The sequence below is a fragment of the Variovorax sp. RO1 genome, assembly GCF_002849325.1.
Taxonomy (GTDB): domain Bacteria; phylum Pseudomonadota; class Gammaproteobacteria; order Burkholderiales; family Burkholderiaceae_C; genus Variovorax.
Window position 1 is genome coordinate 795970 of sequence record NZ_PKMT01000002.1, and the last position, 16097, is coordinate 812066.

A 16097-nucleotide genomic window follows, 5' to 3' on the forward strand; every position below is an offset into this window, starting at 1 on the left:
TGCCCGCCTAGCGGTCCTGCTGCAGGCGACGACGCTCGTCGCTGCTCAGGCCGGCCCAGTGCTTCGGGTCGATCTTGCGGCCCATGCCCACCACCTGCACGGGGTTCTGCGGGTCGTAGTCGACCTGCGCCCCCGATTGCAGTCCCGACCGCGGCGGCGGCGCGTCGCGCCCTTCTTGTGCGGGCTCGCTGCCGAAGCCGAGCACGCGCACAGTGAAGACCGACGCCAGCGCCTGCCGCGCAGCCGTGCGCTCGCGCTGCACCGCGTCCTGCGCCGCGGCCGTCGCCTGCGCAGCGGCAGCGCTCGCGTTGGTGAGCGCGCCGATGTTCACTGCCGCGATCACCGGCAGGCCCTTGGTCTCGCCCTTGACCTGGATGTTGTCCGCGTTGAGCACCTGCAGTGCCGCGATGTTCAGGTTGCCCGCCACGCGCAAGCCGGCATCGCCGGCGTTCACGGTGCCGCGCGGCGCCACCAGGTCGACGTCGCCGTCGCCCACCGTGCCGATGCCGCTGCCGCTCATGTCCGACTTCTCGCGGATGGTTGTATTTCCGTCCAGATCGGTGACCACCTCGGGTGCCGACGGCACGCGCAGCGTCTTGGAGCCGCGGCCCGCATCGATGTCGCCGTCGGTGGCCCAGATGATCTGGTCGCTGCCCTGCTGGGTGACCTCGGGCACGAAGGACAGGATGCGCGACTGGTTCACCGTGACGTCGTCCTTCGCGAAGATGCCGATGTGCCCTGAGGCCAGCGTCACCAGGCCATAACCGGCCGGCACCGTGGCCCCCAGCGCCGCCACCTGCAGGCCCCCGCCTGGCGTGAGCACGTCGATGTCGCCGCCGGCCATCGTGCGCAGCATGAGCTTGTTGGCCGCCACGTCGCCCTTCCAGTCGTCGCCCGGGAACAGCGTCTTGATGGCCGCGTAGCCGCGGTTGTAGCCGCCGTTGCGCGGCAAGCCGCCGGTGCCCGGTTCGTTCTGGTCGCGCCCCGCTTCGCGCAGCTCGATCAGGTAGATCTGCCGCAGGAACTGCTGCTGCGCGAGCGCAGGCAATTGCTGGAAGCGCGCCCAGGCGTCGAGCGGCGCCAGCGTCTCGCCGGTCATGTCCTTCATGTACGACACGAGGCCGCGGCGCACGGTTTTTTCCTGTCCGCCCGGGCGGGTCTCGACCCGATCGGTCAGGTAGGCCGGGAGCACGCTGCCGTCGGCGCTGGCGCTTTGAAGGTACGAAGGCATGGATGCCACCTTCGACGGGTCGAGGTAGGCGCTGGCGAACGCGCCGTAGCCCACCGCGCCGTTCATGCCCGCCATCACCGTGATCGAGGCACCCTGCTCGGGCAGGCCCTTGATCTGCGTCCCGGCCATGGGGCGGTTGTTCAGGTCATATTGCTGGTTGCCCAGGGTCTGGACCTTCAGGTTGTCGGCATAGACGTCACGCCCGGCGGACAGCACCAGGGTGCCGGGCCCTTGTATCGCAATGCTGCCCGTATCCTCGGGAGTGTTCAGCGTTGCAGCACGCACGTTCGCCATGGCCAGGAAATCGTTGCCGGCCTCCAGCAAGGTCACATCGCTGGCGCGCACGTTTCGCGCATTGACACGCACGCCGCGGATATCGGTCCCGGCGCGCACCCAGGTTTGCTCATTGGTCGTCAGGTCAAGCCCCAGGATGGAACCCTGTCCGGCATACATGCGGCTCGGTTCAAAGTCGCTTGCCAAGGGCAACACATCCGGATTGTTGAGCGAGGTAGCTATGACATGGGACCACATCTGGTTGGCAAGCAACCTTTCCATGGTTTCAGAATCCGAGGCCCCAGTGCCGGGCAAGAACGCGGAAGGCAACATTCCGGGTGTGGCACGCGGCATGGCCAGCTGCGCTTCCAGGTCCCCGCGAATGTCCAACTGCCTAAAAGCTTCGCGATTCTGTGTCGCAAAGCGTATGTCGCCTTGCGCAATGAATTGCACATCATTCGTCGCGGCTGGCATGACCCACAAGGGTCCTTGTATTTCAATGCTGCCGTTCATGGCCAAAGCAGCCATGCGCGCGGGAAAACGATTGCCAGCCGCGCCGATCAGGTCGTCCTGGGCGGTGCTGCTGTAGATCAGGGACAGGTCGTGGAAGATGAACTCGGCTTGATTGACAAACGTAATATTTCCGCCGGTAGACACCAGTTTGAGCGCCGTACGGTCGGTGTAACCGCTCATGTAAGCGCGGTAATCACGTTTCGGCAAGGCACCTGCAACACTTCCGTCGTCGCCATAACGCACAAGGAGGGGGTCTACCACTGTCTGGATGCGCAGGTCACCCGCCGTGCGCACGTTCAAGGTGGCGTCGCCCAGGGCCAGTACCGGCGCCACGGGAAAGGTGTACACACGGCTGTCAGGAGCACCGTCGTTGAATGTGACCGATACCGTGTGGCCCACCGCTGTTTCACCGGCCTTGATGTCACCCGCACCGCGTGCCACGTAGTACTGCCCCCCGCGTATCGCGCCGCCGGCCTCGACCGTCAGGGTGCCGCCGTTGCGCACTTCCATCGCCATCGCTTCGGTGGCCGAGCGGCCGCCGCGCATGCGCATGGTCGTCGGCAACACCACCACCAGGTTGCCCAGGTCACCGCCGGCGTTGACCGTCACGTTGCCGCCACCCAGCGCGCCCACACCCTGTTTGAACGCGCCATGGTTGATCCACCAACTCGATTGCTCGGGCGGCAGCGTCAGAGGACCCCAGGTACCGTCCGGCCGCATACCGTACTCACCACTCTCGTATTCACCGAAGTAGCCCTGCGGGTTGAGGGCACCCTGCCGGTTCAACCACTCCGTAAATCGCTGGCCGGCCGGCTGCGCCACGACGCTGCCCTGCGCACTGATGTCCAGGTTGCCGCCGTCAGTGCCGTAGATCGCGGCTGCATTGGCCGTCGTGAAGTCGCTCCAGGCCGTCATGTCCTTGCGTCCAGCCGTGTAGATCACCGACTCCTTGTGCGCCAGCGTCAGGTCTCTGCCCGCACGCACCTCGAGGTCACCGGTGCCGGTGCGAACCAGCTTGCCTGCGCCGTTGTCTACGGCAGCGTCCGGGTTGGTGTCGGCCGTGCCGACGGTGATGCTGCCGCTGCCCGCGGTTTGCGCCGCCAACGGCTTGACCGCCAGCGTGTGGGCCGAGTCCAGGTCGGCGCCTGCGACCAGGCGCAGGTTCCACGAAGCGCCTTCCTGCAGCTTGCCTGCGCGGTCGGCGGTGTCAAAGCCGTCACTCAAGTGGCCATTGACGACCAGGTTGCCACCAGCCCTCAGCGTGAGCGTGCCTTCCCTTGCGTTGGCAAAGTCGCTGCGCAGGTTCCAGTCGCTGTTCATGGCCAGGTCGCCGGCGCTTTCGATCGTGATGCCGGGCATGACGGCCAGGCTGGTGCCCAGGCGTGCCGCCACAGCGGGCGCCGCAGCGCTGAACTGGTTGGCATCGGCAATTGCAGCGGCCTTGACGGCGTCGACCGTGCTGGCGTTGTAGGTCGCCACGCCTTCGAGCACCGCCGAACGCGCACCGGCAATGCTGACGTTGACGGCGGTGGCGTTGAGGTCGCTGTGAGCCGCATTTTGCTGCGCACGCAGCCTGACCTTGCCGCCTTCGTTGCCGGCCACGTTGATGGCGCCGCCCTGCAGGTCCAGCTGCCCGCCTGCCGCTTCAAGGGTGACGCGGCCGCTGCCAAGCTCACCGGAGGCGCCCGCCAACAGCTGCGCGCCGGCATTCATCGTCACCCCATTGCCGCCGGTGATGCGGATGGCGCCGCCATAAGCGGCCCTTGCATCGACGGTGCCGGCAATCGTGATCCTGCCTTGGTCGGTGGTCAGGCCGAAGTCTTCCACCGTGGTGGTGCCGTCCAGCGTGATATCGCCCTGGCGGATGCGGAACTGCCGTGAGCGGTTAAAGCCCGCAACATTCAGACGCTGGCTGAAGCCGGCGAAGTCCGCCAGCTCGGCAATATCGAGCGAGAAGGCGCCGGCTTTGCCGCCCGTGCCCGCTCGTGCATTGATCGTGCCGTCCAGCACGACGGTGCCGCCGTTGGCGGCCGCAACATTCAAGGCGCCGGCGTTGCCGCCGTCCTTGTGAGCAGCAAGATTCAGAGTGCTGCCGCTATCGAGCCGGACGTCGCCGCCCACCGCCGAGAGCTTGATGCTTCCCGCATCGGCATACGCGGCCACGTCGAAGAACTGTTTGGCAAAGCCGCCGACATCGATCTGCGCGCCATCGCCCAAGGTCAGGCTGCCGGCAGTCGCCGTCATGTCGACGCTGCCGCCAAGCGCAACAGCGCGGCCGCCGAACACAATGCTGGCGCCGGACAGGCTCAGGCGTGAACCGAGGCTGTCCTGCAGATCTTGTGGGGCTGAATCACCCCCTGCTGTTGCCAGGACTTGCAATGCACCGGTGGTGGTGATGCTTTGTGCGGCACCGCCGCGGCCTGTGAGCAGCGGGGTGTTCAAGGTCAGCGCGATGGCGCCGGTGTCGATGCCGCCTTTGCCAGTACCGACGATCTGATCACGGCCACCCAAGGCAATGCGATGGAAGCCGGCGAAGTTCTTCTGGCCCGCCCCCAGGACCAGGGTGGTGGCGTCCAGCGTGAAGTTGCCGGTACCGTTGCCTGTTGCGGCCAGGTTGGCGCCGCTGTTCTCCAGCGCAATCGTGTCGCCCTTGATGACGATGTCGCCGCCATGACCGGTGAAGGCTGCGCCGTCGAAGGTCAACGAAGCCAGGCCCGCCGCACCGAGATCGACCGGTTGGTGGAAGTCAAAGCTCGAGTAGCTGCGCAGCGTCAGGTGTTTGGAGTTGGCCAACTGGGCCAGACCGGCGCTGTCCAGCACCATGCCGCTGCTGCCGCCGCCGAAGCCAATGCGGCCGGCGGCCACCGAGAGGTCAACGCCCGAGATCTGCGCCGATGCTGCAAGCTCCGTGGTGCGCGTGGCGTCGATCAGCAGGGATTCGCCACCGTTCAGGACTGCACCGGCACCGATGGTGACCACACCGCCTTGCGTGGTGTCCACGTTCTGGCGGACGACCTTGATCGCCTCGGCATTGGCCACGCGAATCAACGCACCCCAGTCTTTGGCCGGCGTCATCAGAACATCGTCGGCGGTGTCGGGTGTGCCTTTGCTGTCGTAGACCGCAGCCTGCTGCGGCTTCATGATCAGGTTGCCGCTGCTGCTGGCGCCCGTGCCCTTGGCGCTGACGAGGCTGCCGGCGTCCACGGCGACCTTGTCGGTGGCGGCCAGGATGATCTCCGGGGCGAACAATTCGGAGCCGGTGCCGTTTCTCACGACGATGTCAGTGGCCGTCACGTCGAGTTGCGTGCCCAACAGGTCTCCCTTGCGCGTGCCGCCAACCAGCAGGCTGCCGGCACCGAAATTCGAGAGGCTGGTGGCATCGATCGTGAGGTAGCCGTCTGCCTGCAACGTGCCTGCGTCCTGGCCGGCACCGACGATGGCGATCTTCTTGCCGGCGATGTCGACCAGGCCGCCGCGCCCGCCCTTCTCGGCCTGCGACAGCAGCGTGCCGTCCAGCGTCAGGCGCGTGGTGGCTTCGAACACGACAGCGCCGCCGTCGCGCGACAGGCGCGGGGTCACCACGTCCTGCCCAGTCAAGCGGTATTGCGTGAGCTTGAAGGCATCCGATGAGAAGAAGTCGTTGGCGAAGGCTTCGTTGTATTCGCTGTATTTGCGCAGGGTGCTGCCTGACATGACGCGCCAGACAGAGGCTTGCGCATCTTCGTTGTGGCCGTAGGCGTTACTGCTCCTGCCTTGCATGATGATGCTGCCGTCGCGCGTGGCGAAGCCGGGCGCGGCCTCGCCCGCCCAGGCTTTGCCGGTGGCCTGCACGGCAAAGGCGCCGGGCAGCAGGGCGTAGCGCGCAGGCAGCAAGGTGTACCAGCCGGCCGCCAGGCCGGGGCCACCGGCCAGCCAGATTCGGCTGCCAGCCTCCACACCGCTGACGGGCGCAGTGGCCTGCTGGCCCGGCAGGACGGCATACATGCCGGGCCGCGTCAGCACATCGTTCGAGCCGCCCGGACCGGGAACAAATTCCCAGGCGTACAGGTCACCGCCGCCGGCGATGTCGATGACCGCGCCTTTGGCGAGGTCGACATTCGGCGACTTCATCGTGATCCGCTTCTCGGGCGGCGACGTCAACGAACCGCTCGAGGGATTGGCGCCATCGCTCGCCTTCGTCGGGTCGTTCCAGTGCTCGTTGTTCGACAGCGTCCCGTAGGGCACCATCAGGCCCGCACCCGAGACCGATGTGATGCTGCCAGCGCCCAGCGTCAAACGATCACCGGCCACCAGTTCGATCTGCCCGAACGGGGCCCGCAGCACGCCGTTCTGTTCAATCACCGGCGCCTCCAACCGCAGCGTCCCTCCAGCCGACAAAGGCAGCACGGAAGAATTTCCGGAACGCCCCACGGTGATGGATTCACCGGACAGGATTTTTGCGTTCACGGCGACGGACGGGTAAACCAGGCCGGCGGTGATGGCCAATGCACCGTCCACATCCAGTGTTGCCGCGGCGGCATCCGCAGCCATGCCTGGGTCCACTGCGGCGTTCTTCGCGCTGAAGCGCAGTTCCGACGCATTCAATGACGTTTTCGCAAAGCTGCGAATGCTCGCGGGCCCGAAGGTGGACCCAGGTCCATTGACGCCGCCCACGACATCAATCACGTCCGCGTTCAAAGTCAAACTTCCCGTGCGATGGGCCGTGGCAGCCGGCGCAATGAGGGAAGCAGTTTGTTTGAGCCCGATATAAGCCGCCGCCAGGCTTGCGTGTCCGGATTCCCCGACGGCATGGCGCAGCGTGCCGTCGACCGTGATGCTCCGGTTCGCGGAAAGCTGCACATCACCCAGCTCGATCGAACCACCCTGGGAGGCCAGAGCGAGATTGGCAAAACCACCTTCGGCAAAAGATTGGGGACGCGCCACCAGCAATGAACTCGACGGGGTCAAGGCACGCAGGTCGATGGAGAGTTCGTTCTTGAACAAATCCACGACTTCGTCGCTCATTCCAAGCGCAGCGTAGTCAATTCCGGGCCCACCCTGCCCTGCGCCGGAAGACGCCGTATTGGAAACGACCAACGAATTCCTGGATGCCGAGCCCAGATGGTCAAGCACCGCCTGGGTGATGACCATGGGTGCTTTTTCGCCGGGGTTGTATCCCAGCAGAAGCGCGAAATCGACCCCGACGACGCTTTCCGGTGTACAGAAGGACGAATCGATCTGGCAAAAGGACTGCAGAAGCTTGTCGGCCAGGTTGGTGCTCGCACCGGCGGCCACTTGCTGGATCAACACGGAGCCGCCTTGCGCGCCCGTCCCCCCGGCCTTCCCGACCAACGTGGAAGCAACCAGCCCTTCGCCACGAATGTTGATTGCACCGCCGTCACTGGCCAGCCCCAGCTTTTTGTAGCTGACCCGTCCGAATGCGCCACCTGCCTGCGCCTGTTCAATCTCCCCGCTCGCGCCCGACACGTCGATCAGCGAACCCGCCGCCAGCTGCACATCCGCGGCACGAATATCGACGACACCACCCGACAACACCTTGCCTTGAAGGTGCCCGGTCTTGTCCAGGTCAATCGCAGGGACGCCGCGTGCCAGCAACTGCGCATCCGGCTCCAGCCGGACGGTCTTGCCGCTCAGGTCAATCCGTCCCGCAGGCGCTTCCAGGCGACCCCGTATCGTCAGCGCACCTGCGCCACCTGCAGCCAATGTCAACTTGCCGCCGGTATCGGTCACGATGGATGCACCCGACCCGACATGGATGTCGCCGGCTTCCGTGCCCAGGGTCAGTCCGCCCGGTCTGCGCTCGAGACGCTCCTGCGGGCTCAGCACGGCAATCGGCGCTACCCCGGCAAGGCTCGTGCCGGTCGCCACGTCGTGGTAGGCAAAAGAAGAATTCAAATCGATACCGACCGCCTGCTGCGTCACGGTCGCGCCGTCAGGCACCACGATGCCGCCGTTGCCGCGGACCGCAACCGACACGGTGCCAAAACCGCGGTCGCCAAACAGGTTGGCGGGCAAGGCCACGACCGAGGGATCGTTGCGTGCACCGCCCACTTGCACGGATGAAGGCGTTTCAAGGAACAGGCTGCCGGCGGAACCCGCTGCATACGCACGCAGGTTCAATGACCCCAGATCCGTGTCCGGCGTGACGCCCGTCAAGCTGAGGGAGCCGGCGTTGCCCACACGCAATGCAGGCAAGCCCTTCTTGCCGATATCGATGCGGCCGCCACCGGAAACATCCAATACGGCGTTCTTGTCGGCAAGGATTTTGCCGGCCTTGAGGGTGATGGCACCGCCATCCATGGCCCAAGGCCCGGAGGACCGGCCGTCACGCCAGGCATTGATCCATTGGCCGGAAACATCCAGGCTGCCCTGCGCGCCCATCTCCAGTTGTCCGTAGAGCGAATCAAGGGATATGGAACCGCCTGCCGACCGGACCATGCCGTTGATACGGAGGGTGCCGGTCGAATTTTCACCACCGGTGACAACAAACGAGGTTGCGGGCGAGAACTCGAGTTTGGCCCCCGTGGCCAGCTCAACGTCGCCGTTGATGATGAAGAAATTGACCCGCCCCATGCCCGAACTGCCAAGCATGTCGTCGGACAGAAAAGTTAATTTCTTTGACCTCGGAGTGACGGGGTCCAGGGGAACGTAGAAGTCCGCGCCCAGAGCGGTACCGGCGTTGAATGCATTGCCCAGGCGTTTGGGATCATGGCTGACGATGAGGGTGCCTGGCGACCAGGCTTTGTCCTCTACCCTGCCGCCACCCAGCACCAACTGGCCCCCTTTGTTGCTGGCCGGTTTATTTTGTTGGCGATCACCCGTGATGACACCGCCCCACATATCGCCTTCGAGCACCATGGCGTCACCGGCGAATATCTGAACCGCGCCAGCCTTGCGGCCTTCGGTGTACCCGGCTTCTTTGAAGTCGCCGCCTATCAACGCGCTGCGCCAGGTCGTGTTCACGCCCCAACGCGCATGCGTTTGCGCGAACCGGCCGGCAAGACCCGTGTATTCCATGTCGGGCATGGCGCTGCTCATCGTGTAGATGCCGCCATTGGCGCCCGCGAGTTTTGTGGCGGTGTTCATGCCGTCCGAATAGCGCACCGAACCGCCGGAGATGTCGAGCAGCGAGCCGGCACGCGTGATGACGGCGCCGCCAGCACGCAGCATGATGCTGCCGGCGTCGGCCGACAGCTCCCGGAGGTCGGTCTTGCCCACACCGATCCAGCCGGTCACATCCGCCAGGGGGGTGCCTACCCACTCGCCTGGCATGTCGACCATCTGGCCGTTGCCGTCCGTCCTCTGGACCCACTTCACCCCCGCCATCGGTCCGTTGCCGAACACGCCGTTTTCCCGGCGGTCGACCATCACTTTCTGGCCGCGCAACCAGGAGTTCAGCAGCAGCGGTGAATCGCGCAACTCGTTGATGCGCAACTCCGCCTCGACGAAGTTGCGCGACATCGGCACCAGCATGTCGCGCAGACCCGCCACGCTGAGGAAGGCATCGCTGTCGAGGTATATCCGGCTGTCGTCTCCCGCACTCTGCAGCACGCCTCTGAACAACGGGTTGGTCGCCGTTTCGATGTTGATCTTGCCTGCGGGCGCCAGCACGCCGGCTTTCGACTGGATGTCGATCAGCTTGCCGTACATGCCGATCCAGCCCGGCTGGTAGCGGGTGCCCAGCGCGGACGCTTCGATCTCGCTGGTGTCGGTGGCGTCCGGCATGATCTGCGTCACGCTGCCACTGCCCAGCGTCAAGGTGCCTGCCGACCAGTTGTAAAACCGGTCAATGTCGCTGCCGTACTCGCGTGTCCCCAAACCCCAGGCACGCAACTGGATCGAACCATTGCGGTTGTTCAAAGCGGTGGTGGACAGCAACACGCCGTTCTGGCGAACGTCCTGTGCCTGCAGGGTGATGTTGCCCCGATCGGCCTGCACGACGCCGTTGTTGACCACTTCGTAACCCACCGCCTTCGCGCGCGCGGCCATTTCCGGCATCACGACATCGCGCACGCCGATGGCGTAGGGATAGGGGACCTGCGACAAACCAAGCGCGGCATTCAAAAACGAACTATTCAATGCCCAGCCCGGCACTGCCGACACGGCAACGTCCAGCCCGCGCACCGGATTCGGGTCCTGCGCCGAGGGGGTTTTGAGGTAGACGTTTTCGCCGGCCGCCAGGATGACCTGGCCGTCCGGCGCAGAGAGGCGCCCGGCATTGCTCACCTTGGGCGCGAAGAGCATGATCTTGCCGCCGCTGCTCACACTCAGCCCTGCGCCTGGCGCGACCGTGACGGCACCGGGCGGCAAGCCGGGGTCAAATCGATCGACCTCACCGAGGCGGTCCGGCACAACACCGTTGCCCGGAACATAGCCGCCGACCTGGCTGTAAACCCAAGGCTTGTGCGCGGTGAATTCCCCGAATTGCGGAACAGGGTACTCAGCGCTCTGGTGCTCCATCAGCTGCGCGTTGTTGATGCCCAGCTTGAATTGCTGGTCGGTCAGGCGCAGCGAGCTGGCGACCAGGCTGCGCGTGTTCACCTGGCTCGATCCATTGAAGACGATGCCGTTGCGGTTGATCAGGTACACCGACCCGTCAGCCTGGATCTGCCCGGCGATCTGGCTGGGCCTGCCGCTCGGGTCGTTGATGCGGTTCAGCGCGATCCAGCTGTTGGTGCCGTCCTTCACGTTGCGCCCCTTCGACTGGTCGAACTTCACCGTGGTGTTCTTGCCCACGTTGAAGCTCTCCCAGTTCAGGATCGCCTTCTCGTCGGTCTGCTCGATACCCACCACCGTGCGCCCGCCCGCGGCCGTCTGCACCGGCGCCTTGGCATTGAGCCAGCCGGCCGTCAGGCTGTGGGTGTCGACCTTCAGGCCGCCGTCGGCCAGGCCGTCGGGCACGTCCGAGGCACCAGCCAGCGCGGCATTGCGCGCCGCCTCCTGGGCGGCCTGCTGTGCGGCGATGCCGCGGGCGGCCAGGTTCAGGTTGTCGATGGAGCGCTGCAGCTGGGCGTTGTCACGCTGTTGCACGGCCAGCGGGTTGGTCAGCATCGATGCCGGCATGCCGTTGGGCAGGCGGCCCGTCGCCGAGGCGGTGTTCTGCATGGCACTCTTGTTGGCAAACCAGGCGCCGCTGAAGGCCTGCTGGGCCTGGGCATCCATCAGCAGTGCGCCGTTGGCCGCCAGCGTCATGGCAATGGCGCGCGCGATCGGCGCCATGCGAAAGCGCCGCGCCTGCCGCGGGTTGCGCGCCTTCGTTGCGTGGATCGGTGTGAGGGGCCCGCGTGTGCTCATGAGTCGTGTCCGCCGGAAAGTTGAGTCGATGCACTACGACGAACGGCCGCCCCACGACCCCGCAACTTATTTTTCAGGCCGCGCACCACGGCCGTCCGATTCAGCTGAGAACGGTCAACCCGCCCGGCAACGAACGGGCGTCGAGATCGAAGGCATGCTGCAGCTGCGCGAGCGCCAGGTCGAGCGATGCGATGTAGAAGCTGCCGGTGACTAGGCGGCTGCGCGCGGCCGTGTTCATCAGCACGACGCGGCCGCGCCGGTAGCGGTTGATCTCGTCGAGCACGTCGGACAACCGGGCCTGCGTGAACACCAGCTCGCCCTTGCGCCAGGCCGACAGGTTGGCGGCGCCGATCAGCGCCACGCTGCTCACCGACGTGCCGTCGTACACCGTCTGCTGGCGCGCGCGCAGCTCGCGCGCGCCCGCGGGGTGCTCCACGCGCACCGCGCCTTCGATGCAGGTCACGCACACCTTGGCGTCCAGGTAGCGGACCTCGAAACGCCCCGACTCGGCCAGGCTGCGGCCGGCCCCGGCCACGACGCCGAAGGGCCGCGCGCCGCTGCCGGACGACAGATCGAACGCGGCCTCGCCCTCGAGCAGGTCGACGCCGGTCGTCCGGCCGTCCACCGTGCGGCGCCGGATGCGGGTCTGGGTGTTCAGCGTGACCTGCACCCGCTCGGTGAGGCCCACTTCCAACTGCTCGCCGGTGGCGGTGCGGTAGTCGGCACCCCACCCCGCCGGCGCGGGCCACAAGCCCGCGGGCGGATGGAACAGCGCCACGCCCGCCACGCCGGCCATGGCCGCCGTGCCCGCTGCCGCACCGAGGAAGGCGCGGCGCGCGAGCACCGGCCTGGCCAGATGCCGCGCATGAAACGCCGCCGCATCGGCATTGCCGCGAAGCACGCCGGCAGAGGCCGGACCGAGCACGGCCCATTGCGCCCTGGCCTCCCTGAAGACCGACGCGTGCGCCGGGCTGCGCGCCAGCCAGTGCTTGAAACGCTGGGCGTCCTGCGGCTTGACGGCACCCGAATGAAACAGGCGCAGCCACTCCCAGGCCTCGTGCCGCGTCGTGTCGGCCGCGAGGGCGGGATCGTCGGCGGGGGCCGTCAGGGGGTCGTGCATCACGGCCGCGGCCCTTCTTCGGGGCCGCGGCCCGCTGCGAGGACCTGGGTGATTCGATGTTTCACTGCGTACGACGAACGGGCCGCGCCGATCCCGCAACTATTTTTTGTCATGGGCCATCCGGGCACTCAGGTAGTCGTGCGCATGCTTGAGTTCGTATTCGACGGTGCGCAGGGAAATGTCCAGCCGCCGGGCCACTTCGGGCTGCGTCAGTCCGTCCATGTGCACGAGCACGACGACCTCGCGCCGCCGCGCCGGCATGCGGTCCAGCAGCTTGACCACGGCGTCCAGCTGCGAGCGCGCTTCGGCGATCCGGGCCGGACCGGGCGCCGTGTCGGCCAGTTCCATCAGCGCGTCGATCTCGTCGAACGGCAGGTTGCGGCTCTGGCGACGCTGGATGTCCAGCGCGATGTTGAACGCCATGCGCACGAGGTAGCCGCCCGGCCGCTGGATCGGTTCCTGTTCGCTTCCGCCCTGGTCGTTCACGCGCAGCCAGGTGTCGTGCAGCGCGTCCTCGGCCAGGTCTGCATTGCGCAACGCGCGGCCCAGCTGGCGCTTGAGGGCGTCGTAGTGCCTGGACAGGTAGTCCATGAGCACGGGGCGGACGTCTTCGGCCATGCTGGATCAGGACGGCGCGCGGCCGGCCGCCTCGCGGCAGCGCGTTCCGCCGCGCGCATCGGTGGGCAGGATGAGCAAGGTCAAAGGCTGCGGCAGGTCTGGCGGCGGCGCATGCGCAAGGCGCACGCCCCGCAGAACCTCCAGCATCTCGGCGTCCCGGGCCGCGTCGCCGGTCAGGCCGAGCAGGCGCGGCCGGCGCAGCTGGCCCGCCTCGTCCACCTCGAAGCGCAGCAAGGACCGGTACGTTCCCGGCCGCGTGCGCGCGTTGTCGCACAACGCGTCCCAGACCCGCGCCTGCAGCAGGCTGGGGTAACCCGCGAGGCTTCCAAGGCTGGCCGCGCGCGGGGCCTCCGCCCGAGCCTGCGCCGGCCTCAGCGCGAGCGTGACGGCCGAACCCGTGCGGACCTTTTCGGCCACCAGGCCCGTGCCCTCCAGCAACAGGTCAAGCGCGGCGTCGGGGGCGTAAAGCCCGCGCACCGCAGAGGACGTCAGCTCGGCCAGGATTTCGCTGCGAAAGAGTGCAGGCTGCCGCGTGACAGCGGCATAGCGCTTGAGCGCATCGGCCAAGGGAAGCGAGGGAATGTCGAAATCCAGTGCTGCGTCACCCGTGCGGGGCAACGCGCCGGCCGGGGCCTCGCCCTCACGCAGCGGCGATGCAGGTCCGTCGGTCGCGCAGGCCGTGCCGGCCGCCCAGGACAGCGCGAGCGCGCAGAGTGCGACGCTGCGGCCTGTGGCGCCCGCGAACCCAAGGTGCACGTCGCTCACCCCCGAGGCGCGACGATGCCGCGCGCATCGTCACGCCCGCCGTGAGGATGCGAAAGCCATGGCAGGGAGAAAAGTCGAGTCGGCAAGGAATGCACGCCAGTCGGGAAACTTGCATGCTGTCACCGGCGTGTGACGGTCTCGTTGCAACGTCAGACTTTCGTACGCCTCGGCGCGTGGCGCGCATCCCGTGTGCCGCGGGAAGCCCGAGGCCTCCCCTCGAGCGGCTGACCAACGCTCAGCCCGCCAGCCGCCCCGCCACCAACTGCAGCACGCGGTCGCAGCGCTTGGCCAGGTCCTGGTCGTGCGTGACCATCACGAAGGCCGTGCCGTGCCGGTGCGCAAGGTCGAGCATCAGCGCGAACACGGCATCGGCGGTGCTGCGGTCGAGGTTGCCGGTGGGTTCGTCGGCCAGCACGCAGGCGGGCTTCGTGACCAGTGCGCGTGCAATCGCCACGCGCTGGCGCTCGCCGCCCGACAGCTCGGCCGGCCGGTGGTGCAGGCGTTCGCCAAGACCCACGCTCGCGAGGATCTTTGCGGCGGCCTGCGATGCTTCGCCGGCCTCGACGCGGCGGATCTTCAACGGCATCGCGACGTTGTCGAGCGCGCTGAACTCGGGCAGCAGGTGATGGAACTGGTAGACGAAGCCCAGGTGATGGTTGCGCAAGCGGCCCTGCTCGGCGGCATCGGCATGCGCAATGTCCTTGCCGAGCAGTTCGACCTTGCCCGCGGTGGGCGCGTCGAGCCCGCCCATCAGGTGCAGCAGCGTGCTCTTGCCGGAGCCGGACGCGCCGACGATGGCCAGCGTTTCCCCGGCGTGCACGTCGAGGTCGACACCGTGCAGCACGGTGAGGTCGATGCGGCCTTCGTGAAAGCGCTTGGTGAGGCCGCGGGCCTTCAGGACAACATCACTCATAGCGCAGGGCCTCGGCGGGATTGACGCGGCTGGCGCGCCAGCTCGGATACAGCGTGGCCAGGAAGGCCAGGATGAGGGAAATGATCGCGATCGGCATGATGTCGCTTTGCTGCGGGTCGCTCGGCATCTTGCTGATCAGGTAGATGTCCTTGGGCAGGAAGCTGGCGTGGAAGAGCTGCTCCAGGAAGGGCACGATCACGTCGATGTTGTAGGCAATGCCCAGCCCCAGCAGCAGGCCGCCCACGGTGCCGATCACGCCCACCATGGCGCCCTGCACCACGAAGATGGCCATGATGCTGCGCGGCGAACTGCCCAGCGTGCGCAGGATGGCGATGTCGGCGCGCTTGTCGGTCACGGTCATCACCAGCGTGGAGACGAGGTTGAAGGCCGCCACCGCGACGATCAGCGTGAGGATGATGAACATCATGCGTTTCTCGACCTGCACGGCCGCGAACCAGGTCTTGTTCTGGCGCGTCCAGTCGCGGATGAGGAACTGCCCCGGCAGCGTGACGGCGAGCTGGTCGGCCACGTCGCGCGCTTCGTGCAGGTCATGCAGCTTGAGGCGGATGCCGGTCGGGCCTTCGAGGCGGAACACCTTGGCCGCGTCTTTCTCGTGCACCATCGCCAGCGCCGAGTCGTACTCGTAGTGGCCCGAGTCGAACACGCCGACCACGGTGAACTGCTTCAGGCGCGGCACCACGCCGGCCGGCGTGACCTGTCCGCCCGGCGCCACCAGCGTGACTTGGTCGCCGGGCTGCACAAACATCGATCGCGCCAGCTCGACGCCCAGCACGATGCCGAACTCGCCGGGCACCAGCTTGTCGAAGGTGCCGCCCTTGGCGATGCTGCCGGTGTCGGTGACCTCGGGCTCGAGTGCGGGATCGATGCCGCGCACGATGGCGCCCTTCATGTCTTCGCCGCGCGCGATGAGTGCCTGCGTGTTGATGAAAGGCGCTGCGCCGATCACCTCGGGGTTCTTGCGGGCGTCGGCCATGATGGCGTCGATGTCCTGCAAGGCCTGGCCGTCGCGCGAGAAGATCTCGATGTGCGACACCACGCTGAGCATGCGGTCGCGCACTTCCTTCTGAAAGCCGTTCATCACGCTGAGCACGATGATCAGCGCCGCCACGCCCAGCGCGATGCCGAGCATCGACACGCCGGAAATGAAGGAGATGAAGCCGTTGCGTCGCGTGGCACGGCCTGCGCGCGTGTAGCGCCAGCCGAGCTGCAGTTCATAAGGGAATCGCATCAGAAGCCCCGCCCCGTGGCCTCAAGGGGCATGGGCGCACCCGCGGGGGGCGGCAAATACACGGGGTGAGGGGCGAGGGGGTAGGTCATACGGTGGAATTGTGGCATCCCGGACAATAGGG

General features: G+C 66.8%; 6 protein-coding genes. All 6 read right to left on the bottom strand.

What is annotated here, in order from left to right; translation table 11 throughout:
- Positions 1–7 precede the first annotated feature (7 nt).
- Positions 8–11311 carry a filamentous haemagglutinin family protein gene (locus tag CY658_RS14920; protein ID WP_101490938.1) on the bottom strand — a complete coding sequence of 3768 codons (11304 nt, stop codon included), beginning with the start codon at positions 11309–11311 and terminating at the stop codon, positions 8–10.
- Between the two features lie 100 nt (positions 11312–11411).
- A complete protein-coding gene (locus tag CY658_RS14925) occupies positions 11412–12431 on the bottom strand; it encodes a FecR family protein (RefSeq protein WP_101490939.1) in 1020 nt (339 codons plus the stop codon).
- A gap of 99 nt (positions 12432–12530) precedes the next feature.
- Entirely contained in the window at positions 12531–13049 is a 519-nt protein-coding gene (locus CY658_RS14930) for an RNA polymerase sigma factor (RefSeq protein WP_101490940.1), read from the bottom strand.
- A gap of 6 nt (positions 13050–13055) precedes the next feature.
- Positions 13056–13814: an STN domain-containing protein gene (locus CY658_RS14935; RefSeq protein ID WP_101490941.1), complete on the bottom strand. Its 759-nt coding sequence runs from the start codon at positions 13812–13814 to the stop codon at positions 13056–13058.
- Between the two features lie 235 nt (positions 13815–14049).
- On the bottom strand, positions 14050–14727 hold the full coding sequence (gene lolD, locus CY658_RS14940) for a lipoprotein-releasing ABC transporter ATP-binding protein LolD (RefSeq protein WP_101490942.1): 678 nt from the start codon (positions 14725–14727) through the stop codon (positions 14050–14052).
- A complete protein-coding gene (locus CY658_RS14945; protein WP_101490943.1) occupies positions 14720–15976 on the bottom strand; it encodes a lipoprotein-releasing ABC transporter permease subunit in 1257 nt (418 codons plus the stop codon). The genes lolD and CY658_RS14945 overlap by 8 nt, the downstream gene beginning before the upstream one ends.
- Positions 15977–16097: the final 121 nt, after the last annotated feature.

Excerpts from the sequence above, each read along its gene's own strand:
- CY658_RS14930 (WP_101490940.1), bottom strand. The coding sequence starts at position 13,049 with ATGGCCGAAGACGTCCGCCCCGTGCTCATGGACTACCTGTCCAGGCAC.
- CY658_RS14945 (WP_101490943.1), bottom strand. The coding sequence starts at position 15,976 with ATGCGATTCCCTTATGAACTGCAGCTCGGCTGGCGCTACACGCGCGCA.
- CY658_RS14925 (WP_101490939.1), bottom strand. The coding sequence starts at position 12,431 with ATGCACGACCCCCTGACGGCCCCCGCCGACGATCCCGCCCTCGCGGCC.
- CY658_RS14920 (WP_101490938.1), bottom strand. The coding sequence starts at position 11,311 with ATGAGCACACGCGGGCCCCTCACACCGATCCACGCAACGAAGGCGCGC.
- lolD (WP_101490942.1), bottom strand. The coding sequence starts at position 14,727 with ATGAGTGATGTTGTCCTGAAGGCCCGCGGCCTCACCAAGCGCTTTCAC.